Origin of the sequence: Ottowia sp., from assembly GCF_035325765.1 — a bacterium.
Lineage (GTDB): Bacteria > Pseudomonadota > Gammaproteobacteria > Burkholderiales > Burkholderiaceae_C > Ottowia.
In genome coordinates this window covers 57,527-83,560 of record NZ_DAOKZG010000009.1, presented here as the reverse complement: position 1 = coordinate 83,560, position 26,034 = coordinate 57,527, and the positions used below count along the sequence as shown (strand labels likewise).

General features: G+C 70.8%; 27 protein-coding genes. 14 read left to right on the top strand and 13 right to left on the bottom strand.

Features of this window, described 5'->3' with window-relative positions:
• The 8 genes from thyA to xth all read left to right on the top strand — a co-directional run.
• The coding region (gene thyA / locus PKA16_RS05435; protein WP_324401167.1) for a thymidylate synthase at positions 1–262 on the top strand (262 nt) is incomplete at its 5' end.
• A 71-nt stretch (positions 263–333) separates the two neighbouring features.
• A complete protein-coding gene (locus PKA16_RS05430; RefSeq protein WP_324401165.1) occupies positions 334–1,335 on the top strand; it encodes a thiamine pyrophosphate-dependent dehydrogenase E1 component subunit alpha in 1,002 nt (333 codons plus the stop codon).
• Between the two features lie 47 nt (positions 1,336–1,382).
• The gene (locus PKA16_RS05425; protein WP_324401175.1) at positions 1,383–2,363 is read left to right on the top strand and encodes a transketolase C-terminal domain-containing protein; all 981 of its coding nucleotides are present in this window, start codon (positions 1,383–1,385) and stop codon (positions 2,361–2,363) included.
• Entirely contained in the window at positions 2,360–2,869 is a 510-nt protein-coding gene (locus PKA16_RS05420; protein ID WP_324401163.1) for a dihydrofolate reductase, read from the top strand. The genes PKA16_RS05425 and PKA16_RS05420 overlap by 4 nt, the downstream gene beginning before the upstream one ends.
• 69 nt (positions 2,870–2,938) lie before the next feature.
• On the top strand, positions 2,939–3,154 hold the full coding sequence (locus tag PKA16_RS05415; RefSeq protein ID WP_324401161.1) for a DUF2945 domain-containing protein: 216 nt from the start codon (positions 2,939–2,941) through the stop codon (positions 3,152–3,154).
• Positions 3,147–3,719, top strand: coding sequence for a DUF488 domain-containing protein (locus tag PKA16_RS05410; RefSeq protein ID WP_324401159.1), 573 nt, complete (start codon positions 3,147–3,149; stop codon positions 3,717–3,719). The genes PKA16_RS05415 and PKA16_RS05410 overlap by 8 nt, the downstream gene beginning before the upstream one ends.
• A gap of 93 nt (positions 3,720–3,812) precedes the next feature.
• Positions 3,813–4,943 (top strand): phage tail sheath subtilisin-like domain-containing protein, encoded by a 1,131-nt coding sequence (locus PKA16_RS05405; RefSeq protein WP_324401157.1) that lies wholly within the window; start codon positions 3,813–3,815, stop codon positions 4,941–4,943.
• 113 nt (positions 4,944–5,056) lie between these two features.
• Positions 5,057–5,839: an exodeoxyribonuclease III gene (xth, locus tag PKA16_RS05400; protein ID WP_324401155.1), complete on the top strand. Its 783-nt coding sequence runs from the start codon at positions 5,057–5,059 to the stop codon at positions 5,837–5,839.
• Positions 5,840–5,994: 155 nt separating this feature from the next.
• Here xth and PKA16_RS05395 read toward each other — a convergent pair whose 3' ends face one another.
• The 4 genes from PKA16_RS05395 to PKA16_RS05380 form a co-directional block, all read right to left on the bottom strand.
• A complete protein-coding gene (locus PKA16_RS05395; RefSeq protein ID WP_324401154.1) occupies positions 5,995–6,504 on the bottom strand; it encodes a hypothetical protein in 510 nt (169 codons plus the stop codon).
• Between the two features lie 158 nt (positions 6,505–6,662).
• Positions 6,663–8,078: a type I glutamate--ammonia ligase gene (gene glnA / locus PKA16_RS05390; RefSeq protein ID WP_324401153.1), complete on the bottom strand. Its 1,416-nt coding sequence runs from the start codon at positions 8,076–8,078 to the stop codon at positions 6,663–6,665.
• A 321-nt stretch (positions 8,079–8,399) separates the two neighbouring features.
• Entirely contained in the window at positions 8,400–9,233 is an 834-nt protein-coding gene (locus tag PKA16_RS05385) for a molybdopterin-binding protein (RefSeq protein WP_324401152.1), read from the bottom strand.
• Positions 9,223–10,101 carry an EI24 domain-containing protein gene (locus PKA16_RS05380; RefSeq protein WP_324401173.1) on the bottom strand — a complete coding sequence of 293 codons (879 nt, stop codon included), beginning with the start codon at positions 10,099–10,101 and terminating at the stop codon, positions 9,223–9,225. The genes PKA16_RS05385 and PKA16_RS05380 overlap by 11 nt, the downstream gene beginning before the upstream one ends.
• A gap of 73 nt (positions 10,102–10,174) precedes the next feature.
• Between PKA16_RS05380 and PKA16_RS05375 the strand changes: the two genes are divergently transcribed.
• Positions 10,175–10,957 carry an alpha/beta fold hydrolase gene (locus tag PKA16_RS05375; protein WP_324401151.1) on the top strand — a complete coding sequence of 261 codons (783 nt, stop codon included), beginning with the start codon at positions 10,175–10,177 and terminating at the stop codon, positions 10,955–10,957.
• Between the two features lie 180 nt (positions 10,958–11,137).
• Here the strand turns inward: PKA16_RS05375 and PKA16_RS05370 are convergent, their stop codons facing one another.
• Positions 11,138–11,866, bottom strand: coding sequence for a 16S rRNA pseudouridine(516) synthase (locus PKA16_RS05370; RefSeq protein WP_324401171.1), 729 nt, complete (start codon positions 11,864–11,866; stop codon positions 11,138–11,140).
• Positions 11,867–12,089: 223 nt separating this feature from the next.
• Here PKA16_RS05370 and PKA16_RS05365 point away from each other — a divergent pair, with 223 nt between their 5' ends.
• On the top strand, positions 12,090–12,860 hold the full coding sequence (locus PKA16_RS05365) for a hypothetical protein (RefSeq protein ID WP_324401149.1): 771 nt from the start codon (positions 12,090–12,092) through the stop codon (positions 12,858–12,860).
• Here the strand turns inward: PKA16_RS05365 and orn are convergent.
• Complete coding sequence (gene orn / locus PKA16_RS05360) at positions 12,841–13,440, bottom strand: oligoribonuclease (protein ID WP_324401147.1); 600 nt, start codon at positions 13,438–13,440, stop codon at positions 12,841–12,843. The two genes, PKA16_RS05365 and orn, sit on opposite strands and share 20 nt — an antisense overlap.
• Before the next feature lie 81 nt (positions 13,441–13,521).
• On the opposite strand from orn, the gene PKA16_RS05355 reads away from it, so the two are divergent.
• A complete protein-coding gene (locus PKA16_RS05355) occupies positions 13,522–14,814 on the top strand; it encodes a M48 family metallopeptidase (protein ID WP_324401145.1) in 1,293 nt (430 codons plus the stop codon).
• A 195-nt stretch (positions 14,815–15,009) separates the two neighbouring features.
• Positions 15,010–15,945: a ribosome small subunit-dependent GTPase A gene (gene rsgA, locus PKA16_RS05350; RefSeq protein ID WP_324401143.1), complete on the top strand. Its 936-nt coding sequence runs from the start codon at positions 15,010–15,012 to the stop codon at positions 15,943–15,945.
• 68 nt (positions 15,946–16,013) lie between these two features.
• On the opposite strand, the gene PKA16_RS05345 is transcribed toward rsgA, so the two are convergent.
• Genes PKA16_RS05345 through PKA16_RS05335 form a run of 3 tightly spaced genes read right to left on the bottom strand, consistent with a single transcriptional unit; the run spans position 16,014 to position 18,470 of the window.
• On the bottom strand, positions 16,014–16,661 hold the full coding sequence (locus tag PKA16_RS05345; RefSeq protein ID WP_324401141.1) for a hypothetical protein: 648 nt from the start codon (positions 16,659–16,661) through the stop codon (positions 16,014–16,016).
• A complete protein-coding gene (locus PKA16_RS05340; RefSeq protein ID WP_324401139.1) occupies positions 16,658–17,653 on the bottom strand; it encodes an MlaD family protein in 996 nt (331 codons plus the stop codon). Before PKA16_RS05340 ends, PKA16_RS05345 begins: the two co-directional genes overlap by 4 nt.
• 13 nt (positions 17,654–17,666) lie before the next feature.
• Positions 17,667–18,470, bottom strand: coding sequence for an ABC transporter permease (locus tag PKA16_RS05335; protein ID WP_324401137.1), 804 nt, complete (start codon positions 18,468–18,470; stop codon positions 17,667–17,669).
• Positions 18,471–18,716: 246 nt separating this feature from the next.
• Here PKA16_RS05335 and phaZ point away from each other — a divergent pair, with 246 nt between their 5' ends.
• Positions 18,717–20,054 (top strand): polyhydroxyalkanoate depolymerase, encoded by a 1,338-nt coding sequence (gene phaZ, locus PKA16_RS05330; RefSeq protein WP_324401135.1) that lies wholly within the window; start codon positions 18,717–18,719, stop codon positions 20,052–20,054.
• Positions 20,055–20,191: 137 nt separating this feature from the next.
• Positions 20,192–20,857, top strand: coding sequence for an electron transport complex subunit RsxB (gene rsxB, locus PKA16_RS05325; protein WP_324401133.1), 666 nt, complete (start codon positions 20,192–20,194; stop codon positions 20,855–20,857).
• 29 nt (positions 20,858–20,886) lie between these two features.
• On the opposite strand, the gene PKA16_RS05320 is transcribed toward rsxB, so the two are convergent.
• The 4 genes from PKA16_RS05320 to PKA16_RS05305 all read right to left on the bottom strand — a co-directional run bounded on the left by PKA16_RS05320 (position 20,887) and on the right by PKA16_RS05305 (position 25,971).
• Positions 20,887–22,437, bottom strand: a complete 1,551-nt coding sequence (locus PKA16_RS05320; RefSeq protein WP_324401131.1) for a DHA2 family efflux MFS transporter permease subunit — start codon at positions 22,435–22,437, stop codon at positions 20,887–20,889.
• Between the two features lie 267 nt (positions 22,438–22,704).
• Entirely contained in the window at positions 22,705–23,985 is a 1,281-nt protein-coding gene (locus PKA16_RS05315) for an efflux RND transporter periplasmic adaptor subunit (RefSeq protein WP_324401129.1), read from the bottom strand.
• 22 nt (positions 23,986–24,007) lie between these two features.
• Positions 24,008–25,447 (bottom strand): efflux transporter outer membrane subunit, encoded by a 1,440-nt coding sequence (locus tag PKA16_RS05310; RefSeq protein WP_324401127.1) that lies wholly within the window; start codon positions 25,445–25,447, stop codon positions 24,008–24,010.
• Entirely contained in the window at positions 25,444–25,971 is a 528-nt protein-coding gene (locus PKA16_RS05305; RefSeq protein WP_324401125.1) for a MarR family winged helix-turn-helix transcriptional regulator, read from the bottom strand. Before PKA16_RS05305 ends, PKA16_RS05310 begins: the two co-directional genes overlap by 4 nt.
• Positions 25,972–26,034 lie beyond the last annotated feature (63 nt).

The window sequence follows — 26,034 nt, the reverse complement described above, 5'->3', positions numbered from 1 at the left end:
CGCGTCCTACGCCCTGCTCACGCACATGCTGGCGCAGCAGTGCGACCTGCAGGTGAGCGACTTCATCTGGACCGGCGGCGACTGCCACATCTACAGCAACCACCTCGAACAGGTCGAGCTGCAGCTCTCGCGCACGCCGCGGCCCTATCCGCAACTCGTCATCAGGCGCCGGCCGGCCTCGATCTTCGACTACGAATACGAGGACTTCGAGGTCGTCGGCTACGACCCGCACCCGGCCATCAAGGCGCCGGTGGCGGTCTAGCGTTCGTGATAAAAGAACAGCTCCAGCGCTTTCCCATCAAGCGCGAGCAGCTATCTTTTCAATAGTCATCCATGACCGATCTGCTTTCCCTCTACCGCACCATGGTGCGCATCCGCGCCTTCGAGGACGCGGCCGAGGTCGCCAGCCAGGGCGGCGTCACCGCCTTCGGCCAGCAGGCCACGGCCGCGCCGGCGCGCGTGCGCGGGCCGCTGCACCTGTCCACCGGGCAGGAGGCGGTGGCGGCCGGCGTGTGCGCCCACCTCAGGCGCGCCGACCTGCTCACTTCCACCCACCGCGGCCACGGCCACACGCTGGCCAAGGGCGCCGACCCCGCGCGCATGATGTGCGAGCTGTTCGGCAAGGCCAGCGGCTACAACGGCGGCAAGGGCGGCTCCATGCACATCGCCGACTTTGACGTCGGCATGCTGGGCGCCAACGGCGTCGTCGCCGCCGGCCTGCCGATTGCGGTTGGCGCGGCGCAGGGCCTCAAGCTGCGCGGCCAGGACGCCTTCGTGGCCTGCTTCTTCGGCGACGGCGCCATCAACCGCGGGCCGTTCCTGGAGGCGCTCAACTGGGCGCAGGTCTACCAGCTTCCGGTGCTGTTCGTGTGCGAGGACAACCGCATCTCCGCCACCACCGCCAGCGGCCCCATGACCGCCGGCCCCGGCGCCAGCGCGCGCGCCACCGCCCTCGGCATCGAGGCGGTGCAGGTCGACGGCACCGACGTGCAGGCCGTGAGCGAGGCCGCCGCGATCCTGGTCGCCGAGATCCGTGCCGGCCACGGCCCGCGCCTGCTGCACGCACTGACCGACCGCCACAAGGGCCACGTCTCGGTCGACCCAGCCACCTACCGCGACCCGGCGCAGGTCGCCGCCGCGCTGGCGCGCGACGGGCTGGCACGCACGCGCGCGCAGCTCGTCGAGCAGGGGTTGGCCACGGAGGTGGAGCGCATCGAACGCGAGGCCAGGGCCGAGATCGACGCCGCCGTCGCCACCGCCAGCGCCGCGCCGCCACCCGCGCGCGACGCCGCCTACACCGACATTCAAAACATCGGCGCGGGGGTGTGGGCATGAACGCGCGCGAACCGCAGGAGAGCGCCGTGGCGCCGAACCGAAACGACATGAACAGCGTGCAACTGACCTACGCCCAGGCCGCCGCACTGGCGCTGGAGCAGGCCATGGAGCGCGACCCCACCGTGCTCGCCCTGGGCGAGGACCTGGGCCGTGGCGGCGTGTTCGGCCAGTACCGCGACGCCGCCGGCGAGCCGCTGGTGCAGCGTTTCGGCCCCGAGCGCATCGTCGACACCCCGATCTCCGAGGCCGCCATCGTCGGCGCCGCGGTCGGCATGGCGCTGGCCGGCTGCCGCCCGGTGGTCGAGCTGCGCGTGGTCGACTTCGCCCTCTGCGCCGTCGACGAGATCGTCAACCAGGCGGCCAAGAACCGCTACATGTTCGGCGGCCAGGGCCGCGTGCCGCTGGTGATGCGCATGCCGATCGGCATCTGGTCGGCTTCGGCGGCGCAGCACAGCCAGTCGCTGGAAGCCTGGTTCGCCCACATCCCGGGCCTGGTCGTGGTCACGCCCGGCACGCCGGCCGACAACCACGGCCTGCTGCTGGCGGCGCTGGCCTCGGGCGATCCGGTGATCTACATGGAGCACAAGGAGCTGTGGGGCCAGCCCGGCGCGGTGACGCCCGGTGCCGTGGTGCCGCTGGGCCAGGCGCACACCCTGCGCGCCGGCAGCGACCTCACCCTCGTCTCCTGGTCGCGCCAGGTCCAGGCCTGCGCGCAGGCGGCTGAAGAGCTCGCTGCGCAGGGCGTCCAGGCCGAGCTCATCGACCTGCGCACCATCTGGCCCTGGGACCAGGAAGCGGTGCTCACCAGCGCCGCGAAAACCGGCCGCCTGCTGGTGGTGCACGAGGCCATCCAGGCGGCGGGCTTCGGCGCCGAGATCGCCGCCACCGTGGCCGAGCGCACCGGCGCCAGGGTGGCGCGCCTGGGCGCGCCGCGCATCCCGGTCGGCTACGCCCAGGTGCTGGAGGACGAGGCGCGCATCGGCGCCGACAAGATCGTTGCCGCCGCGCAGCGGCTGCTGCAGCGATGAGCAGCGGCCGGCCGCGCGTCGGCCTGATCTGGGCCCAGGCGCGCGGCGGCGTGATCGGCCGGGACGGCGTCATGCCCTGGCACCTGCCCGAGGACCTGGCGCACTTCAAGCGCACCACGCTCAGCCACCCCGTCGTCATGGGGCGCAAGACCTGGGAGTCGCTGCCGCCGCGCTTCCGCCCCCTGCCCGGCCGCACCAACATCGTCGTCACGCGCCAGGCGGACTGGCAGGCCGCGGGGGCACGACGCGCCTCGAGCCTGGAGCAGGCGTTGCAATCCTGCCCCGACGCCGAGCGCATCTGGGTCATCGGCGGCGCCGAGGTCTACGCCCAGGCCCTGCCCCTGGCCGACGAGCTGATGGTGACCGAGATCGATGCCGAAGTCGAAGGCGACGCCTTTGCCCCCGCCATCGGGGCCGACTGGCAGGAAGTGGCGCGCGAACCCCTCGTGGCTGCCAACGGCACGCGGCTGGCCTTCGTCACCTGGCGCCGATCGCCGCAGGCCTGACCCTGGCGCCACCTGCGGCACCGGTTCGGCCGAAAATGGCGGCAACAAGGCTTGCCAGGAGACGGAACCATGACCCAGGGCTTCAAGGTGGGCGACCACGTGCGCTGGAACTCCGAAGCCGGCCACGTCAGCGGCCGCATCATCAAGGTGCACCACGCCGACTTCGACTGGAAGGGCTACACCCACCACGCCAAGCCGGACGACCCGCAATACGAGATCCGCAGCGACAAGACCAGTCACATCGCCGTGCACAAGGGCCGCGCGCTGACGAAGATCGATGACTGACACGCAGGGCGCGCGCCTGCCCTACCACACCATCGGCCACGCCCGGCTGGCCCTGCCCGACTTCATTGCCCGGCTGCAGGACGCGGGCGTCGAGCTGCTGGTGGACGTGCGCGCCTTCCCGCGCTCGCGCACCAATCCGCAGTTCAACGAGGACACCCTGCCCGCGGCGCTGGCCGAACACGGCATCGGCTACCTGCACCTCGCCGAGCTCGGTGGCCGGCGCGGGCGCCAGCCCGGCGTCGCGCCCGAGGTCAACGGCGCCTGGGACAACGAGAGCTTCCACCACTATGCCGACTACACGCTGCAGCCCGCGTTCCACGCCGGCCTGGAGCGCCTGCGCGCGCTCGGACAGGAAAAGCGCGTCGCCATCATGTGCGCCGAAAGCGTGTGGTGGCGCTGCCACCGCCGCATCATTGCCGACCAGTTGCTGGCCAGCGGCGAGACGGTGCGCCACATCATGGACGGCCATGTCGAGGATGCGCGCCTGACGCCGTTCGCCCAGGTCCAGGGCGGCGGCAGCGTCACCTATCCGGCCGAGCCACCGCCACATGCACCGGCCGCGTGAGCGCGTCGCGGCCGGCGCCGGTCTGGATGGAAGGCGCGGCGAGACCGCCTTCGCCCTTGCCTGGGGTGCACGCCGGGCCTGACAATCGCATTCATGCCAACCCATTCATCGCCTGCCGTCCATGTGGAAGAAAGCATGCAGCGCCGCGCGCCCCTGGGGCGCGCGGACACCAGCCTCGCGGCCTTTGTCGGTCAGGCGGCGCAGGGCCCCCTGGACACGCCGGTACGCGTCCAGGGTTTTGCCCAGTTCGAGTCGACCTTCGGCCCGCTGGCGACCGACCTGGAGTTGCCCTGGACGCTCTGGCAGTTCTTCCTGAACGGGGGCGCCGACGCCTGGGTGGTCCGCGTGGCGGACACCACGGCCCAGGCGCTGGCTGGCGACCGCACGGGGCGTCGCGGCCTGTTCGCGCTGGACGCCGCGGATGGATTCAACCTGCTGTGCCTGCCCGGCGTATCCGACCCCACCGTGCTGCGCACGGCGGCGACCTACTGCGAGGAGCGCCACGCCTTCTTTCTCGTCGACGCGCCGGCGACGGCATTGACGCCGACCGAAATGCACGCCGCGCTGCAACGTGGCCTCATGCCTGCCAGCAGCAACGCGGCGGTCTACTACCCTTGGGTGGTGCTGGCCGATCCGCACGGCGCGGCCACGCCGCGGCTGGCGCCGCCAAGTGGCACGCTGGCCGGAATCTACGCGCGCACCGATCGCACACGGGGCGTCTGGAAGGCGCCAGCTGGAACGCAGGCATGGTTGCAGGGCGTCACGCAGCTGGCCTGCGCGCTCGGCAGCCAGGACCTGGAAACGCTCAACGCCCGCGGAATCAACTGCCTGCGCGATCAACCGGGGTACGGTCCCTGCGTCTGGGGCGCGCGCACGCTGCGCCCGACCGATCCCGGCTGGAAGTACATCTCGGTGCGGCGCCTGGCGCTGCTGCTGCAGCGCAGCCTGCTCGAAGGCCTGGACTGGGTTGCCTTCGAACCCAACGACGAGGCGCTCTGGACCTCGCTGCGCGCGGTCGCGAGCGATTTCCTGGCCGCGCTGTGGCGCGACGGTGCGCTGCTGGGCGACCGGGTGGAACAGGCCGGCTTCGCGCAGTGCGGGCTCGGCCAGACCATGACGCAGGACGACATCGCGCGCGGCAAGGCGCGACTGACGCTGGGCTTCGCCCCGGTGCGGCCAGCCGAATTCGTCGTGCTCAGCCTCGAATTCGAAACCGCAGGCTGAGCACATGGGGCGCCGCGCCCGTCAGCCGGACGCGCGGGCTTGCTCTAAAGTCGGCACATGCCGGTGTCACCCTGGACGCACGGCGCGCTCCCCAACCCGTCTCACGCCTTCCCATGCGCATCGCCACCTGGAACGTCAACTCCCTCAACGCCCGCCTGCAGCACGTGCTGGACTGGCTGGCCACCAACCCGGTCGACGTGCTGGCGCTGCAGGAGCTCAAGCTCACCGATGACAAGTTTCCGCACGAGGCTCTGCGCGCGGCCGGCTACGAATCCGTCGCCTTCGGGCAGAAGACCTACAACGGCGTCGCCCTGCTGACGCGCGCGCCGCTGGTGGCCCGGGACGTGACGCGCAACATCCCGGGCTTTGCCGACGCCGAAGCGCGCGTGATCGCCGGCACGCTCGACGCCCCCGGTGGGCCGTTGCGTCTGGTGAACGCCTATTTCGTCAACGGCCAGGCGCCCGGTACCGACAAGTTCGAATACAAGATGAGCTGGTTGCGCGCGCTGCGCGACTGGTTGCGCGAGGAGCTGGCCGCGCACCCGCGCCTGGCGCTGGCGGGCGACTTCAACATCGTGCCGGAAGATCGCGACAGCTACGACCCGGTCGGCCTGGCCGGCACCATCCTGCACACGGACGAGGAACGCCACCACTTCCAGGCCCTGCTGGCGCTCGGCCTGGCGGATTCGTTCCGCCTGTTCGAGCAACCCGAAAAAAGCTTCACCTGGTGGGACTACCGCATGCTGGGCTACCAGAAGAACCGCGGCCTGCGCATCGACCACATCCTGGTCAGCGCGCCCATCGCGGCGCAGGCCGTCGCCTGCCACATCGACCGCGCCCCGCGCAAATGGCCCAAGCCGAGCGATCACGCGCCGGTGACACTGGAGCTCGGGTAAGGCGCGCGTGGCCGGGGCCCAACCCACCATTGGGCACGCTCCCCTTGGGCGCCGAGGCTCGCGACCCCGTGCCTGCCTGCACAAGCCTGGACGGGCCGAAGGGCCGCCGCTGTGGGTGAGCACGTGGGGTGCAGTGACCCGACGGCTGTTGCACTTCAGGGCGTCGGCAGGCGGCTCAGCTCGCGCTTGATGCCCTCGATGTCGGCCTGGTTGCGCTCGATCGAGGCCTTGAGCTCGGCCACCCGATCCAGGTACTTCTGGTAGTTGCGCGCCTCGCCGCCGATCTTGTCGGGCTGGCCGCCCTTGTACTCCTGTTCCAGCTCGGCCTGCCGCGCCTCGGCGCGGCGCAGCTCCTGCTCCAGGATGGCACGCGCGTCGGCATCGCGCTTGCGCTGCTCGGCGTCGGCAACGCGCGGCGCGGCCACGGGTGCCGCGCCGCTGCCGCGCGCCGCCGTGCCGCCCGACGCCGCGGCGGCAGGCGAGGTGCCACGCACGATGGTGATGTTGCCGCCTTCGACCGGCTTGCAGTCGGTGCGGCCCTTGGGCTGGTTGGTGTATTCGTTGCCGCAGCGGTAGACGCGGTCCTGCGCCCATGCGGGGACGGCCAGCACCAGCACCGCCAGGGCCAGCGCCAGGCGCCCGGTCAGCAGGAGAGAAGAGTTCATGTCGCGCATCTCGAAATCGGTCCACGCGCAACGCCGTGCGTCGTGGCCAAAGGCACAGTATCGACCAGAAAGACCCGCTTGGCGCCTCCGTGTTCCCCCGGCACGCAAAAAAGGCGACCGAAGCCGCCTTTTTGCCCCCGCGCCAGGTTGCGCGTGCGTCACAGCGAATAGTACATCTCGTACTCGACCGGATTGACCTGCATGCGCACGCGCGCGACCTCGGCGCGCTTGAGTTCGATGTAGGCATCCAGCATGGCGTCGCTGAACACGCCGCCCTGGGTCAGGAAGGCGCGGTCGCGGTCGAGTTCGTCCAGTGCCTGGTCCAGGCTGTGGCAGACGGTGGGCACCAGCCGGTCTTCCTCGGGCGGCAGGTGGTAGAGATCCTTGGTCGCCGCCTCGCCCGGGTGGATCTTGTTCTCGATGCCGTCCAGACCAGCCATCAGCAGCGCGGCAAAGCCCAGGTAGGGGTTCATCATCGGATCCGGGAAGCGTGCCTCGACGCGCCGCGCCTTGTCGCTCATGACGTGCGGGATGCGGATCGAGGCCGAGCGGTTGCGGCTGGAATAGGCCAGCTTGACCGGGGCCTCGAAGTGCGGCACCAGGCGCTTGTAGCTGTTGGTGGTCGGATTGGTGATGGCGTTGAGCGCGCGGGCGTGGCGGATCAGGCCGCCAATGTAGAACAGCGCCGTCTCGGACAGGCCGGCGTAGCCGCTGCCGGCGAACAGGTTCTTGCCGCCCTTCCAGATCGACTGATGCACGTGCATGCCGCTGCCGTTGTCGCCGTGGTAGGGCTTGGGCATGAAGGTGGCGGTCTTGCCGTGCTGGTCGGCGACGTTCCAGATCACGTACTTCATGCGCTGGGTCCAGTCGGCGCGCTCGACCAGGGTGGAGAAGCGCGTGCCGATCTCCATCTGGCCGGCCGCGCCGACCTCGTGGTGGAACACCTCGACCGGCACGCCGACCGATTCGAGCACCTGGGCCATCTCGGCGCGCATGTCGTGGCCACTGTCCATCGGCGGCACCGGCATGTAGCCGCCCTTGGGGCCGGGGCGGTGACCGCGGTTGCCGCCCTCCAGCTCGGCGCCGCGGTTCCATGGCGCCTCGTACTCGTCGATGCGGTAGAAGCTGTGGCCCGGCTCGATGCCCCAGCGCACCTGGTCGAACACGAAGAACTCGGGTTCGGGGCCGAAATAGGCCGTATCACCAATGCCGCTGGCCTTCAGGTAGGCCTCGGCGCGCCGCGCCAGGGAACGCGGGTCGCGCTCGTAGGCCTTGCCGTCGCCGGGTTCGAGCACGTCGCAGGCGAGCACCAGCGTGGCGTCCTCGTAGAACGGATCGATGTAGGCGGTGGCCGGGTCCGGCATGAGCAGCATGTCGGAAGCCTCGATGCCCTTCCAGCCGGGCATGGACGAACCGTCGAACGGATGGCCGTCGCTGAACTGGTCCTCGTCGAAGCCGGCCGCGGGCAACGTGACGTGGTGCTCCCTGCCCCGGGTGTCGGTGAAGCGCAGGTCGACGAAGCGGCACTCGTCTTCCTTCAGCAGGTTCATCACGTCGGCCACGGACTTCGTCATTCGGTTCTCCAGCTACGGTCGAAAATCTCGCAAACCCGGGATTTTGCCTGCATCCGCGGCGCCGCCGGCAGTGCCGCATCCCGGTTGCCCGCCGCGCAACGCGCCAACCGCAGCGCGTGAAGCGGTCTGGCTCCAATGGCCGCGGAGCAGGCCAGACGCCGGCACCCGTGGCCGGGATCCCCCTGGCCACTGGGTGCGTCCCCCTTTCAGGGGGCTGAGGCCCGCGGCTCCAGACCTGCCTGCGCAGGTCTGGACGGGCCGAAGAGCCGCCGCCTCTGGCAGCGAGCACGTGGAGCGCAGCGACATGGGGGGTATTTCATTTCAAGGCCGCGTCAGCTCCGGCCCATAGCGCAGCCCGAACGGCGCCAGCCAGGCCAGCAGGTCGGCGTAGGCGGGGCCGACGGCCTCGGGCGGCCCTTTTACACCAAGGTCGATGTGGCGCCCCCAGGTCGGGTGGTCGACGCTCGGCAGGCTGAATACCTTGACGCGTGGATGAGCCGCCTCGACGCGCACCATCACCGGCGTGAGCACCGCCTCGCCGGCGCCGAACACGATGATCGAGCGCTCGACCCAGTGGGCGAGTTGCGGACGAAGTCGGTAGACCTGGTCCAGCACCCACTCGATCATCGGCCAGGCCATGACCGGAAAGCCGGGCACGAAATGGATGCGGCCGCCGGTCGGCCCGGTGCAGGAGAAGCCGGGAATCTGGTTGTACGGGTTCGGGATGATCTCGGCACCCACCGGGAATACGCCCATGTTGAGGCGGTGCACGTTGTCGGCGCGCTCGGGCTCCCAGGGCAGGCCTTCGGTGCGCGCCACCGATTCCAGCCGCTGCAGGATCAGGCGCCTGGCCTCGGGATGCAGCGCCAGCGGCACGCCGAGCGCAGCAGCCGCGCACTGGCGCGTATGGTCGTCGGGCGTGGCACCGATGCCGCCGGTGCTGAACACGGCGTCGCCCGATGCGAAGGCGCGGCGCAGCGTGGCGGTGATGCGCGCCGGATCGTCACCGATGGTTTCGGCCCAGGCCAGTTGCTGGCCACGCGCGCCCAGCAGTTCCACCACCTTGCCCAGGTGCTTGTCGGCACGGCGGCCAGAGAGGATCTCGTCGCCGATGACGATGAGGCCAAAGACAGGGGCTTGCGAATCAGGGTTCATGGGGCAAGGCCGGGGTCGTGGGGGTGATTCTCGCAGCCGCCTCGAAGCGCCCCGGCGCGGCGCCGGGCGCACGCTCCCGGTCGCGCTGCGCCTGCAGCGCAGCCAGGCAATAGTGGGTGAACCACAGCGAGGAGAAGGCGAACACCAGGGTGTAGATCCAGACGCCGAGCGGAATCAGCAGCGGGAAGGCCACCGCGAACAACGTCAGCGAAGCCCAGACCAGGGCCGGCGCCGCGCCCAGGTAGCCGCACACGATGCCGATCACCAGCAGGGGCAGGCGGTGTCGGCGCAGCAGGGTGCGGCGCTCGTCGGCGCTGGCGTGCTGGTCGAGCGCGTCGTAGCTCATCACGCGGTAGGTCAGCCAGCCCCAGATGAGCGGCGGCAGCACCAGGATCAGCGGCGGCACCAGCCACAGCGGCAGCGAGATCAGCAGCGCCAGCAAGGCCACCAGGGTATGGCCGAGCGACCACAGCAGCGACCCGGCCATCGATCCGCTGCCGCGCCGCTCGAGCCCGGCGAAGCGCCGCGCCGCCACCAGCCGCAGCACTGCCGGCGTCATCAGCAGGGCCACCAGCAGCAGCGCCAGCACCACCAGGAGCGGCGTCACCAGCAGCACCAGCAGCACCGGCGCGACGACCTCGCGCACACCGCCGGCGCCCAGGTGGGCCAGCCAGCCCCACAGCATCGAAAACACCACCGAGGCATCGAGCCAGGCCGCCAGCGCCGCCAGCGCCGCGCCCCAGTAGAGCCAGCCCAGCCCCAGGCCGACCCCCAGCAGCAGTGCCAACGGCAGCAGCGACAGCACGATGATGCGCGGGTACAGGCAGTAGGCGACGGCGCGCCAGAAGGAGTCGAGCAACAGCGGCATGGCGCGGCAAGCATACGCCGAGCGCGTCGGCACCGGCGCGCGCGGATCGCCGCGGGCGCTTACCATGGCCCCCATGCAATGGCTGGAAGTCGACGGCGCGCGGCTCGAATGGACCCGCTTCACTGCGCCACCCCCGACGGTGGGAGCGGCACGCGCGCCACTCGTGTTCCTGCACGAGGGCCTGGGCTCGATTGCGTTGTGGCGCGACTGGCCGGCGCGGCTGTGCGCCGCCACCGGGCGCGCGGGCTGGGCCTATTCGCGTCGCGGCTACGGCCGCTCGAGCCCGATCGCCGATGTGCGCGACGAAGGGCGCCACGCGCCCGACCACCTGCACCGCCAGGCCCTGGAGGTGCTGCCGCAGGTGCTGGCCCGGCTGGGCGTCGAGCAGCCGGTGCTGGTCGGCCATTCGGACGGCGCCACCATCGCGCTGCTGTACGCGGCGCACCACCCGGTCACGGCGGGCGTCGTCATGGCGCCGCACCTCATGGTCGAGAACGTCACCACCCGCTCGATCCGTCAGGCATGCCTGGCATATCAGGAAGGCGAACTGCGCCAGCGCCTGGCGCGCTGGCATGACGACGTCGACAGCGCGTTCTGGCAGTGGGCCGACATCTGGCTCGACCCGGCGTTCCAGGGCTTCGACATCCGCGCCGAATGCGCGGCCATCACGGCGCCGCTGCTGGCGATCCAGGGCGTGGACGACGAATACGCGACGCTGGCCCAGATCGACGCCGTGAGCGCTGCCGTGCCGCATGCCAAGCGACTCGAACTGGCGGCCTGCGGCCACTCGCCGCACCGCGACCAGGCCGAGGCGGTGACGACCGCCATCGTGCGCTTCCTGGCCGGGCTGCCCTGACGTGTAACTCTCCCTGCGTGGCTGGTGCTCCACGCGCTCGCTGCCGGAGCCGGCTGTTCGGCCCGTCCGGAGCCGCGCAGGCCATCCTGGAGCCGCGGGCCCGAACCCTCCCGCAGACCGTGTCCCGCCCAGCGCCGTGAGCGATGCTTCCGAAGGCGAACCGGCACGCGCCGGGGGGATTCAGCCTGCGAGCAGCGCCAGGTCGGAGGGTTCCAGCCAGCGCCACTGCCCCGGCACCAGATCCGGCGGCAACGCCAGCCCCCCGATGCGCGAGCGGTGCAGCGTCTCGACGCGGTTTCCGACTGCAGCCAGCATGCGCTTGACCTGGTGGTACTTGCCCTGGGTGAGCGTCAGGCGCAGTGCGCGCTCGCCCAGCGGCTCGCAGGCGGCCGCATGCACCGGCCGCGGGTCATCGGCCAGCACCACGCCTGCCAGCAGGCGCCCGACCTGTGCCTCGTCCAGCGGGTGGCGCAGGCCGACCTCGTAAACCTTGGGCACCTGGCGCCGCGGTGCATTCATGCGGTGGATGAAGGCGCCGTCGTCGCTCAACAGCAGCAGGCCCGTGGTGTCCTGGTCCAGCCGCCCCACCGCCTGCACGCCGGGCGTGCGGCCGGTGGCCGGACGCTGGCGCAGCGGCGGCGGCAGCAGCGCGTAGACGCTGGGCCAGGCCCCCGGCCGGTGCGAGCACTCGGTGCCTGCTGGCTTGTGCAGCATCAGGTAGGCGCGGGCGTGATACGGCCAGTCCACGCCCTCGACGCGAAAGCGCAAGCCGGGATCGCTCACGTCCAGCCAGGTCGACGGGTCGCGGCAAGGCTGGTCGCCGAGCGCGACCCGGCCCTGCTCGATCAGGCCCGCGCAGACACGCCGCGTGCCGAAGCCCTGGGAAAACAGCAGGTCGTCGAGTCGCATCAGCATGCCCTCGCGACGATCCGGTTCAGGCCCGTCACGTTGCCTCGGTGCAACGGCCAAAAATGTGACTTAATTGCGCGATATGTAACCATATTTATCAAAATCGGAAATCCTTCCTCGCGCGGGGGCGGGCTTCCGACCTAAAGTGCGAATCGCGGTCGCACCTGCAGGGTCCGGCTGGAACATCAAGGCACACAACGACATTTCGCTCAGGGATTTCACGATGAGTACATCGTTGCAGTGGGTACTGGCGCTCGTACTGCTGGCCGCCATCGCGCTCGGCGCCTGGTGGCTGGCCACGGCGGAGCGCCGCAAGCGGCGCGACAAGCGCCTGCCCCAACACTTGCCGATCCGATCGCGACCCGTGCTCAGCCGGTCCGAGCGGCAAGTCTGGCTGTGGCTGCGCGAGGCCTTTCCCAAGCACCATGTGATGGTAAAGATGCCGCTGACGCGCTTCACCATGCCGCGCAAGCCCGAGGACGCGAAGACCTGGTTCCCGCGCCTCGGCACACTGTACTGTACCTTCACCCTATGCGACGAGCTGGGGCGCGTGATCGGCTGCGTCGACGTCATGGGCGAGCGCCGCCTGCCGCGCGGCAACCGACAGCTCAAGCAGTTGCTGATGTCGCAATGCCACATCAGCTACTGGGCGCTCACGCCGGACACCCTGCCCGACCCCTGGACCATCCGCGCGGAATTCCTCGGCATCACGGCGGCCGAGCTGCCGCTGGGACCGACGTCCGACTGGGCCGAGCTGCAGACCGCGCGCCAGCAACTGGAAGAGGTGCTGGACCGCAACCGCAGCTTCCGGCGCTCGCGCCAGGCCGATCTCGAGCCGTCCGGCGACGAAATCGACCCGCAGCGCCTCTCCACCTGGGGCCAGCCCGATTCGCTGCCGATGCCGCTGGAGCCCGGCCCCATCAGCGAGCCGCCCGAGCTGCCGCCACGCGCCCGGCCGCGCCGCCCCGGGTCCGTCAATCACCGAGCCGGATGAAATTGGCGCGGTAGTACGCCAGCTCATCGATCGACTCGTGCACGTCCGCCAGTGCCGAGTGCGCCTGCTGCTTCTTGAACGCCTCCATCAGGCCCGGGCGCCAGCGCCGCGCCAGCTCCTTGAGCGTGCTGACGTCGATGCTGCGGTAGTGAAAGAAGGCCTCCAGCCGCGGCATGTACCGGACCAGGAAACGCCGGTCCTGGCCGATGGTGTTGCCGCACAGGGGCGACGCCCCCTTGCCCACGTAGCGCGACAGGAAGGCCAGCACCTGCGCCTCGGCCTCGGCCTCGGTCAGGGTCGACGCGCGCACCTTGCCGATCAGGCCGGTGCGCGCATGGGTGCTCTGGTTCCAGGCATCCATCGCGGCCAGCACGGCATCGTCCTGGTGCACCACCAGCACCGGACCCTCGACGCGGGGCGTGAGATCGGGGCCGGTGACGATCACCGCGATCTCGATGATGCGCTCCTTCTCGGGATCCAGGCCAGTCATCTCGCAATCCAGCCAGACCAGGTTCAGGTCGGACTTGGCCAGCTCGACCGTCTCGGCGGCGGGGGTGATTTCGAAGTGGATTTCGCTCATGACGGTCCATTGTCCACGTTCGCGCCCTTGCGGCCCGGCGCTTCGCCCTAAACTGCGGGTTTTCCACTGCGCCGAGACCCCTTGCCCGCTGCCTATTTCACTGCCTGGCTGTTTGCCATCGCCCTGCTGGCCAACCTGGCGCTCAAGCTGTGGCTCGCCTCGCGCCAGATTCGCGCGATCGCGCGCCACCGCAACGAAGTGCCGGCAGCGTTCGCGCGCTCGATCACCCTGGTCACGCACCGGCGCGCGGCCGACTATTCGGTGGCGCGCCTGCGCCTGGGCCTGCTCGAAATCAGCCTGGGCGCGGCGGTGCTGCTGGGCTGGACATTGCTGGGCGGGCTGGACTTCCTGAACGGCCTGCTGCTGGACGCGATCGGGCCACGGCCGCTGCTCCAGCCGCTGGCGCTGCTGGTGGCCTTTGCCTTCATCAACGGTGCCATCGAGTTGCCCGCCACGCTCTACCAGACCTTCGGCATCGAGCAGCGCTTCGGCTTCAACCGCATGAGCGGTCGGCTGTGGCTGGCCGACCTGGCCAAGACCGTGCTCGTCAGCCTGGCGATCGGCGTGCCGCTGGCTGCCCTGGTGCTGTGGCTGATGCAGGCCACGGGCGCCTGGTGGTGGCTCTGGACCTGGGCAGCCTGGATGGGCTTCAGCCTGCTCATGCTGGTGCTCTACCCGACCCTGATCGCGCCGCTGTTCAACCGCTTCCAGCCTCTCGAGGACGCCGACCTGAAGCAGCGTGTCGGCGCCCTCATGGCACGCTGCGGCTTTTCCGCCCAGGGCCTGTTCGTGATGGACGGCAGCCGCCGCAGCGCCCACGCCAACGCCTACTTCACCGGCTTTGGCGCGGCCAAGCGCGTGGTCTTCTTCGACACCCTGCTGCAGCAACTCAGCGCGCCCGAGGTCGAGGCGGTGCTGGCGCACGAGCTCGGCCATTACAAGCACCACCACATCGTCAAGCGCATCGTCGGCCTGGCGATTTCCAGCCTCGCCGGCCTGGCGCTGCTGGGCTGGCTCGCCGGCCAGCAATGGTTCTACGCCGGCCTGGGCGTGGCGCCCAACCTGCCGGCCTCCATGGGCGGGGCCGTGCCCAACCACGCGCTGGCGCTGCTGCTGTTCATGCTGGTGGTGCCGGTGTTCCTGTTCTTCCTGTCGCCGTTGATGGCGGGGCTGTCGCGCCGGCACGAATTCGAGGCCGATGCCTACGCGGCACGCCAGGCCAGCGCGCAGGACCTGAGCAATGCCCTGGTCAAGCTGACGCGCGACAACGCCAGCACGCTCACGCCGGACCCGCTCTACGTCCGCTATTACTACTCGCACCCGCCGGCCAGCGAGCGCATCGCGCGCATGGGCGCGCAGGTGCAGCCGGCTTGATGTGATCCCCCTGTGTCGCTTCGCCCCATCCCCCCAGGGGGGACGCACCCAGTGTCCAGGGAAACGCCGGCCACGGATGCCTGGGCACGGCCTGCTCCGCAGCCGCCGGAATCGTGCCGTTTCGCGCATCGTGGGTGATGCAGCGCGGCCGATCCAGCGCGGGGCACCCATGACGCGCGACCACGCCGGACTGGCATGACCGCGGCGCTCCGGCACGAGGGCCTGGTGGTATCCGCGCACGGGCGCCACTGCGTGGTCGAGACGCCGGGCGGCGAGCGCGTGCGCTGCCATCCGCGCGGCAAGCGGCTGGCCGTGGTGATCGGCGATCGCGTCCGCTGGGCACGCGTCCACGACGAGGGCGTGATCGAGCAGGTGCTGCCGCGGCGCAACCTGCTGAGCCGCCAGGACCATGCGCGCACCAAGACCTTCGCCGCCAACCTCGACCAGGTGCTGATCCTGGTCGCCGCCGAGCCCGAGCTTTCCGAGCCGCGCCTGGCACGCGCCCTCATCGCCTGCGAAGCTGCCGGCATCGCGCCGCTGATCGTGCTCAACAAGGCCGACCTGGCCGCGCCGTTCGAGCGGGCCTGGCAACTGCTGGCGCCGTATCGGCGCATGGGCTATCGCGTGCTGCCGCTGGCCACCCGGCCGACCGGCGACGCCGCGCTCGACGCGGCGCGCCTGCACGCCCTGTCCGCCGAGCTGGCCGGTCGCGTGACCCTGGTGCTGGGCCCGAGCGGGGTCGGCAAGAGCACCCTGGTCAACCGCCTGATCCCGGACGCCGCAGCCGCCACCGGCGCGCTGTCCCAAGCGCTGGGCGGCGGGCGCCACACCACCACCAGCAGCACCTGGTACTGGCTGGACGGCACGCGTCGCGGCGCGCTGATCGACTCGCCCGGTTTCCAGGAATTCGGCCTGCAGCACATCGACCCGGCCCAGCTCGCTGCCTACATGCCCGACCTGCGGCCGCACGTCGCGGCCTGCCGCTTCTACAACTGCACGCACCGGCACGAACCGGGCTGTGGCGTCATCGCCGCCACCCGCACGGCAGCCGGCGATCCGGCCACCGTATCCGGCAATCGCTACAAGATCTATAGTGATTTGTGGCTGGAACTGCAGCCGTTCGTGCCATGAGCATCGCGCGTCGATTGCAGCCGACGCGGGTTCCCACGTTCACGCTCGATGTTCAGTGCCGAACCCCATCAGGGCTGCACCAGGTCCATGCGGCGGCGCAGGCGTGCCGCCTCGACCCCATCGCCGCGCAGCTCGGCCAGCCGCGCCTGCACCCCGAGCCAGGCCAGCAGCGGCCGGCGCCAACCCTCGGCCGATGCCGTGTCGGCGGCTTCGGCCGCCACCGCAGGCGACGCGCGCTGCTGGCGCAGCAGCACGCCCGCGGCCACCAGGCGCGCGCGCGCGTCGGCGATGACGGCGACAGCGTCGCCGCCCGCCGCGATGGCGCGGTGCTGGGGTGGCAGCAGGACCAGCGCAGCCGCGTCGACGCTGCCGTAGAGGTAGTCGGCATAGGCACGCTCGGCCGCATCGGCGTCCTGACGCAACGCCTCGAAGCTCGTGCATGGGGCGAAGTCCAGGCTGGCCACGCGCAGCGCGCAGCGCGTCAACTCGACGCGCGCCACCAGGTCGGGCCGCCCGGTGCGCGCCACCGCGGCGCGAGCGAGCGCGAACTCGCGCTCGCCCACGCGCGTGTCGCCGGCCAGCCAGGCCGTGCTCGCGCGCTCCACGTGACCCACGGCCTGGACGCTCCAGTCGGGCACGCGTGGTCCACCGGCGCAGGCCGACAGGAGGGCCACCAGCGCCGCGCTGACGGCGCGCAACGCGCGGCCGCGCGTCATGGCAGGGTCAGCTCCTGCTGGCTGGGAGCGAACGGCCACTTGCGGTTCAGCTCGGTGATCAGCCCATCGACCTTGCGCAGGCTGCTCTCGACGTCGGCGCGCAACGCGCCCAGGTCCTCGCTGGCGCTGCGCGCGTTGCCGGTGATCGCCTGCACGTCCCGCAGCACGGCGTCGACCTGGGTCACGCTCTGGCGCAGGTCCTGCAGCAGGGCGCCCAACTGGCGCACCGCGGCCTGCGTGTCCCCCACCAGGCCCTGCGGCCCCAGCAACTGGCGATCGGCCTTGCCCAGGCTGGACTCCAGGCCGGCCAGCAGGTGGCCGCTGCGCTCGAGCAGCCCGCTCACGCGGCGCGCATCGGCCGGGTCGCCGGTGAGCGCGCCCAGCAGGCCGCCCTCGGCACTGGCCAGCCGGCTCGCCAGCGTCTGCAGCTCGCGCAGCGCCAGCGCCAGCGCCGAGTCGCGGCCGGTCAGCGCGTTCAGGTTCTGCAGCAGGTCGCGTGCATCGGACACCATGCCCGGCAGCTCGGCGGTGATGTCGCCGCGCAGCACCAGGCGCTCGGCACCGGCCGGCAGTGGATCGTCGTCGGGCACCCCGGTGAAGGCCCGCAGGCGCGCCGCGCCGACCAGGCCACGCTCCAGCGTGTACACGCTCGACTGACGCAGCCAGTGCGCGTCCCGCACCGGGACGTCGACGCGGATGCGCACGCTGCCGCCCGGTGCCAGCTCGATGCTGTGCACGCGGCCGATCGGAAAGCCCGAAAACGTCATGTCCATGCCGACCACCACGCCGTCCGAATCGTCGGTGACCAGGTAGAGCGGCTGGGTCTGCTCGAAGGCGCCGCGCGCCCACATCAGGTACAGCGCCGCGCCCACGACCAGCATCGCCATCAGCACCAGCAGCAGGGCCGCGCGCAGTTCCAGGCCGCGCTGCGCGGACTCGGCCACGAGCGGCGCAGGCGCGGCAGCGGGCGGTGCGGGCTCGGATGGCGGCATGATGTTCCAGCGCTCAATAATAGTTGCCGATCAGCGACGCGATCTCGACCACCAGCATCAGCAGGAACATCTGCATCAACCCCTGCAGTTCGACACTGGTGCGCGACGCCGGCCGCGGCAGGTCGCGCAGGGCATTGGCCACCGGCAACAGCGCCACGGCCACGGCGAAGGCCACGGTCTTGGCGCTGAAGATCAGGGTCACCACCGGGTTGAAGATGTGGCCGACGGCGCGGTTGTACGACGCCACCCCGGCCGTGGTGAAACCATGCACCGCGACGTAGGCCAGCAGCAGCGAGATGGTGCAACTCACGGCGGCCAGCAGCAGCACCGCGAACACCCCCGCCAGCACGCGCGGCAGCACCTCGCGCGCCAGCGGGTCGAGCCCGCGCGCACGCAGGCGCTCCAGCCCCCCGGCGCGGCGCAGCTTGAACAGATCGGATCCGCCCGGAATGGTGTATTCCACGGCCACATACAGTGCCGCCACCAGCGGGATCAGCTCCAGCACCAGCACCCGCACCACCGCGTCCAGCGCATATGACGACAGGCCGTAGGCAAAGGCCGTCACCACCAGGATGCGGATCACCACCACGTTGAACAGCGCCATCAGCATGGTGAAGCCCGGCAGGCCGGGACCGGCGGCGAAGTAGATGTGGCGCAACACCACCGCGCGGGACTCCTGCCGATAGCTGGAGGGTGCCAGCGCCAGCACGGCCAGTTGCGCGCCGATGAACACCACCTGCCACCAACGCAGCAGGCCGCCGAGTACGCCCTGCCCCAGTCCGAGCAGCCAGCGGAACAGCGCGATTTCCAGCGTCATGGAGGTGATGATAAGGTGCCGCCCGCCCGGCAAGGGGCTGCGTCGAGCAGGGCGTGCACGGGTGCGCACGGGGCCCCACGCCGCGCACCACGAGGCGGCGCAGGAGCACACGGCGCCGGCACTGTCGCCTTCATGACGAATCCGGGGTTGAAAAGCAACAGAAAGTACCCATTAGACATCAAGCCCCAGTGCAGACCCGCGCGCACTGCGCTATATTGCAACGAGCTATTACCTTATTGCCAACCCATGCTCTACCACATCTACGAAGCCCAGCGTGCCCTCATCGAGCCATTCTCCGAAATGGCCGAGGCTGCTTCCAAGCTGTACGGCAACCAGCACATGCTGCTGGGGCAAATGCCGATGGCGCAGCGGGTATCGGCATCGTTCTCGCTGTTCCACCGCCTCGGCAAGGACTACGAAAAGCCCGAGTTCGGCATCCGCACGGTACCGGTGGACGAGGTGGCGGTGGCGATCGACGAACGGGTCGAAATCGACAAGCCGTTCTGCGAATTGCGCCGCTTCAAGCGCTTCTCGGACGATCCCCCGACGCTGGAAAAGCTCAAGCTGCAGCCGCCGGTGCTGATCGTGGCGCCGCTGTCGGGACATCACGCCACCCTGCTGCGCGAGACCGTGCGCACCATGCTGCAGGACCACAAGGTCTACATCACGGACTGGAAGAACGCGCGCATGGTGCCGCTGTCGGAAGGCGAGTTTCATCTGGACGACTACGTCAACTACGTGCAGGAGTTCATCCGCCACCTGCAGTCCAAGTACGGCAACTGCCACGTCGTCAGCGTGTGCCAGCCCACCGTGCCGGTATTGGCGGCGATCTCGCTGATGGCCAGCCGCGGCGAACTGACGCCGCTGACCATGACCATGATGGGCGGCCCGATCGATGCACGCCGCTCGCCCACGCAAGTGAACGACCTGGCGACCAAGCGCAGCCACCAGTGGTTCGAGAACAACGTGATCTACCGCGTGCCGCACAATTTCCCGGGCGCTGGGCGGCGCGTCTATCCCGGCTTCCTGCAGCATTCCGGCTTCGTCGCGATGAACCCGGACCGCCATGCCACCAGTCACTGGGATTACTTCCAGAACCTGATCCGTGGCGACCTGTCGAGCGCCGAGACGCATCGCAAGTTCTACGATGAGTACAACGCCGTGCTCGACATGGACGCAGACTACTATCTGGAAACCATTCGCGTGGTGTTCCAGGACTTTGACCTGGTCAACGGCACCTGGGACGTGCGCTCGCCCAAGGGCAAGCCCGAGCGCGTGCGCCCGCAGGACATCAAGACCACGGCCCTGCTGACGATCGAGGGCGAACTCGACGACATCTCGGGTTCGGGCCAGACCGCGGCGGCGCACGACCTGTGTGCCGGCATCGCACGCCGGCCCGGCGATCACTTCGAGGTTCCGGGCGCGGGCCACTACGGCATCTTCAGCGGACGCCGCTGGCGCGAACAGGTCTATCCACGCGTGAAGGCCTTCATCGCCGAATATCCGCTGCCCGCAGGACCGCAGGCCGCGGCGCCAGCAGCCAGGCCCGGCCGCGCGAAACCGCAACTGAAGCAGGCCGCCTGAGCGGCGGCGCGCGGCGCGCACGGCCAGCGCGCTGCACGGCACCCAAGGGTGCCGTGTTTCACCCTGTCAGGCGCTTGACGCGACGTGGCGGCTCGCCCTGCGGGAAGCCAGGCAGCGAGAAACACTACACTGGAGCCGTGACCAAGAGCCGCGAGGATTCGCAGGAGGCGCTGGCCCAGCGCCTGCTGGGCGCCTTGCCGCAAACGCAGTGCACGCGCTGCGGCTATCCCGATTGCCTGAGCTACGCGCGGGCCATCGCGGCGGGCGATGCCGCCATCAATCAGTGTCCGCCCGGGGGCGCCGAAGGGGTGCGCCGACTGGCCGCCCTCACCGGTCAGCCGGCACTGGCGCTCAACCCGCAAAACGGCGTCGAAGGCCCGCGCGCCGTGGCCTGGATCGACGAAAACTGGTGCATCGGCTGCACCCTGTGCATCGCCGCGTGCCCGGTAGACTGCATCGTCGGCAGCCACAAGTGCATGCACACCGTGATCGAGTCCGACTGCACCGGCTGCGAGCTGTGCGTGGCCGCCTGCCCGGTCGACTGCATCCAGATGGAGCCGGTGACCGGTTCACGGACGGGTTGGGCTGCCTGGAGCCCCGCGCAGGCCGAGCAGGCGCGCGCCAGCCACGCCGCCACCCAGGCACGGCGCGCGCGCGCCGAGGTCGAGCCGGCGCAAGCGCGGCGGCCAGCGCCTGCGCCGGCTGGCCCGGCGTCCGTCCCCGTCGCCGACGAGGCCGAACGAAAGCGCGCGGTCATCGCGGCAGCCTTGGCCCGCGCACGGGCGCGCCAGCCGACATCCTGACCCCGATCCAGCCCCGATCGCGATCGTGCTCAATGGGCGCCGGCCGCACCCGCGCCCGGCGGCGCGCTGGGTCGCCGCGCCAGCCAGACGATCGGGATCAGGACGATGAACAGCAGGGCCGAGCCCCAGAACAGTTCCTGCGTCGAGATCATGTTGGCCTGCTGCGTGAGCAGCCGGTCGACCAGCCCCAACGCCTGCTCGTGGCTGTAGCCCATGGCCTGCAGCTGGTTAAGCACCTGCATGGCAGTGTCGCTGGCCGGATTGATATGCTCGCTCAGCTGCGCATGATGCAGCGCCGTGCGATCTTCCCACATCGTCGCGCTGATCGAGGTGCCGACGGCGCCGGCGGTCAGGCGGGCGAAGTTCGACAGGCCGGCCGCGGCCGGGATGCGGGACGGGTGCAGGCCCGACAGCGTGATGGTCACCAGCGGAATGAAGAAGCCCGCCACCGCGACGCCCTGGATCACCGTCGGGACCATGATGGTGACGAAGTCGGTCTGCGTGGTGAACAACGAGCGCATCCACATCACCAGCGCGAACACGACGAAGGACACGCTGACGTAGATGCGCGGGTCGACGCGGTTGATGGTCAGGCCGACCACGGGCGCCAGCACGATCGCCAGCACGCCCGTGGGAGCCAGGATCATGCCCGCCAGCGTCGCCGTGTAGCCCATGTATTGCTGCAGCCACAGCGGCAGGATCACCACCAGGGCGAAGAACAGGCCGTAGCCCACCGCCGTGGCCAAGGTGCCGGACCAGAAGTTGCGCACCCGGAACAGCGACAGGTCGACGATCGGGTGCTCCTCGGTCAGCTCCCAGGCCAGGAAGAACACGAAGCCGACCACCGCGGTGACGGCCAGCGCGACGATCTGCGGCGAGGCGAACCAGTCGAGCTCCTTGCCCTTGTCGAGCATCACCTGCAGCGCCCCGACCCACAGCACCAGCAGGGCCAGGCCGATGGCATCGACCGGGATGCGGCGCGTCGGCGTCTCGCGCTTGCGGTAGATGGCCCAGGTGCCGGCGGCGGCGACCAGGCCGACCGGCACGTTGATGAAGAAGATCCAGGGCCAGCTGATGTTGTCGGTGATCCATCCGCCCAGCAACGGCCCGGTGATGGGCGCCACCAGGGTGGTGATCGACCACATCGCCATCGCCAGTCCGGCCATCGCCGGCGGGTAGCTCGACAGCAGCAGCGTCTGCGACAGCGGAATCATCGGCCCGGCGACGAAGCCCTGCAGCACGCGGAAGAACACCAGCAAGGTCATGTTGGGCGCCAGGCCGCACAGCCAGGAGCACAGCACGAACAGCAGCACGCTGGCGACGAACAGCCGTACCTGGCCGAGCCGCTGCGTCAGCCAGCCGGTGAGCGGCACGGCGATGGCATTGGCGACGGCGAAGCTGGTGATGACCCAGGTACCCTGCACCGGACTGACCCCCAGGTCACCCGCGATCGCCGGCAGCGAGACATTGGCAATCGAGGTGTCAAGCACGTTCATGAAGGTCGCCGCCGACAGCGCCAGCGTGCCCAGCACGCGGGCACTGCCGGTGAGCGGCGGCGGGGCCGCGACGGCGACGCTCACGCCCACGCCTCCCATCGGGCGTGGCAACGCAGCGAACCCTTCTTCGCGACCGACCCTGGGGCGCTGCGGGACCATCGAGCGCGCGGACCTGCCGACGGCCCAAGCGGATGGATGGACAGGACACGCCACCCGAACTCGGCCCCGCTGTCGCGCCTCCGGCCGGACCAGCGGCCGGCCGGCCAGGGTCCATGCTTCATGCTTGGCATCTTCCGTGTCCTCTGCGCAAGCTTTGCGTCCTCCGCGTATGACGGTGCGTCATCACGCGCGTCAGGAGCCCGCCGCGGCAGCCGTTCCCAGGTTGTGGGCGATGATTTCGCGCACGCGCGCCTCGGCACCCTGCTCGGCGTCGGCAAACACCGGCGTGCGGGCGAGCGGCTCGGGCTTGGCCGCCTCGGCCAGCATGGCGCCGTCCTGATCGGTCACGTCCACGGTGGCCTCCATCGACAGGCCCAGGCGCAGCGGATGGGCGCGCAGTTGCTGGGGATCGAGCGCGATGCGCACCGGCACGCGCTGCACCACCTTGATCCAGTTGCCGGTGGCGTTCTGCGCCGGCAGCAGCGCGCTGGCGGCGCCGGTGGCGATGCCCAGGCCGACCACGCGGCCGTCGAACACCACCTTGCCCCCGTACAGGTCGGCCGTGAGCCTGACGGGCTGGCCGATGCGGATCACGCCGAGCTGGTTTTCCTTGAAATTGGCGTCCACCCAGAGCGCGTCCAGCGGCACCACCGACATCAGCGGCGCGCCCGGCGCGACCCGCTGGCCGAGCTGCACCACGCGCTTGCTGACATAGCCCGCCACGGGCGCCGGCAGCACGGTGCGGCGCACCGCCAGCCAGGCCTCGCGCACGCGCGCCGCCGCCGCCAGCACGCTCGGGTGCTCCGCCACCGGCGTGCCGTCGGTCAGGGCGCGGTTGCTGGCGAGTTGCTCGCGCGCCGCGCGCACGGCGGCCTGGGCGGCGTCGAGCGTGCTTTGCGCGCCGGCCACCTGGGTGCGCGCGTGCGCCAGCTCCTCGGCCGACACCGCGCCTCCCGGCACCAGGCCCTGGCGCCGCTGCAGGTCCTGGCGCGCGCTCGCGAGTTGCGTGCGCGCCTTGGCCAAGTCGGCCTCGCGCAGCCCGACCTGGGCCTGCAGCGAGGCGTTGTTCACGTACAGCGTGCGCACCTGCCGCACGGCCTGGCCGAGCGCCGCCTCGGCCTGCGCGAGCGCGACGCGTGCATCGGCGCCGTCGAGCTCGACCAAGGCCTGGCCGGCCTGCACGCGATCCGTCTCGTCGGCATGGATCGCCGTCACGGTGCCGCCCTGCTGCGGCGTGATCTGCACCACGTCGCCCTGGACGTAGGCGTTGTCGGTGTACTCCTCGTGGCGCAGCACCAGCCAGTCGTAGAGCGCCCAGGCAATCGCCGCCAGCAGCACCACGGCGGTGACGGTGAGCAGCGCGCGCTTGCGCAACGGATGCATGCCGCGTGGCGTTGCCGTCACGGTGCTGGACGAGGGATGCTGCGGCGCCTCCGGGCTGGCCGCAGGCGGGGTGGTCGGGGCATCGGACATGCAAATCCTTGTTCTTGGGACCTCAGCGCGCGCTGACACGGGCCAGTGGGGCCTCGGGGCGTGGCTGCCAGCCGCCACCCAACGCCTGTGCCAGCCCGACCTGTGCCAGGAAGCCCTGCGCCGCCAGCTCGAGCGCCTGCCGGCGCTGCGCCAGCACCGCCGTCTCGGCGGCCAGCACCTGCAAGTCGGTGGCGATGCCGGCCCGCTGGCGCTGACGCGCCAGCTCCCACGCACGTTCGGCTCCGGCCAGGGCCTGCGCCTGCTGGGCCTGCTGCGCGGCCACCGCGCGCAGCGCCAGCGACTGGTCGGCCACCTCGCGCATGGCGTCGATCACGGCGGCGTTGTAGCTCTCGATGGCCGCATCCTCGTCGGCCACCGAGCCCTTGAGGTTGGCGCGCAGGCGACCGCCCTCGAAGATCGGCAGGCGCAGCGCCGGCCCCACGTTCCAGCCGAAGCTGCCGCCACGCAGCAACTGGCCAAAGCCCAGGCTCTCGAAACCGAGCACGCCGGCGAGGTTGACGTTGGGGTAGAACTCGGCGCGTGCCGCCTGCACCTGGCCGCGCGCCGCCTCGACGCGCCAGCGTGCCGCCGCGATATCGGCGCGTCGGCCCAGCCAGTCGGCCTGGAGCTCGGCCGGAACGGCCAGCCGGCGCAGCCGGCCCAGGCTCGGCGCGGCAACGCCCGCCGGCAGGCGCGGCTCGCCCAGCAGGGCCGCCAGGGCGTGGCGGGTGGCCTCGATCTGCTGCGCCAGCGCCAGTACCTGGGTGTGGGCATCGGCCTGGTTCGACTCGTTCAGGTGCAGTTCGATGCGGTTGTCCAGCCCGGCCCGCGCGCGTGCGCCCACCAGCGCCAGCATTTCCTGGCGCTGCGCGAGACTGCGCTCGGCCAGTTCGCGCTGGCCCGCCAGGCGCGCCCACTGGATCCAGGCACGTGCCACGTTGGCGACCAGCAGGACGCGTGCCGCGTCGTGTTCGGCCTCCGCCGCGCGCGCCTGGCCGATGGCCGCCTGCAGCACGCCCGCGTTGCGCCCGAAGAAGTCCAGCGCCCAGCTGCCGGACAGCTTCAGGCCACCCAGGCTTTGCACCGAGCCACCCAGCGGCGGGGGATAGATGTAGTTCTCGGAAAACTGCTGGCGGTTCAGCTCCAGGCCCGCGCCCACCTGGGGTGCGTCGGCGGCACGCGCCAGGGCCACGCCGGCGTCCGCACGGGCCATGCGCGCAGCGGCCACGCGCAGGCTGGGGTTGCCCTCCAGCGCGCGCGCCACCAGGGCATCGAGCGCGGGATCGCCCAGCGCCGTCCACCAGTCGGGCGCCGGCGCCAGCGACGGCTCGATCGCCGCGGCCAGCCCCAATGCCGTGGCATCACGCAGACGCGCTTCGGACCGGATGCCCTGGGTGTCGGCGCAGCCGACCAGCAGGGCAGCGCCCAGGGCCGCGACAGCGCACAGGGAACGGCGCTTCAAGGCTCGCCCGCCTTTCCGGGACCGGCCAGGGCTTCGGCGTGCTCGGCCAGCCGCGCCAGCAGCGTCTGCAACTGCTGCCACTCCGCCGGGTCGAAATCGGCCAGCACGCGGTTGTAGACCCGGCTGAGCACCTGCGGCATGCGCCGGGCTTCGGCCACGCCCTCGGTCGTCAGTTCGATGCGCACCACGCGCCGATCGCTGTCACTGCGCACGCGCCGGCACAGGCCCTTGCGCTCGAGGCGATCGAGCTGGCGCGTCATGGCGCCGGCATCGACGCGGCAGGCACGTGCCAGCCCGGCCACGGTGTCGGCGTGGCCCAGATACACCTTGTACAGGGGCACCCATTGGGGCAGTGTGGAGCCACCCAGCGCCGTCTCCTCGCTGACCAATTGGCCGATCGCCAGCTGCGCCCGACGCAGCAGGGACAGCACGCCCGCCTCGGCGCGATAGCCCCGGGCCTGGTAGTAGGCGCGACCGGCATCTTCGGCCGGGGTGCGCGGGGCGGGGACGGACGGGGACTTCATGGACCAACCAGAACACGCCGCGCAGCGCGGCGTGTTGAAGTCGACATTTTATATTTGCCCAGG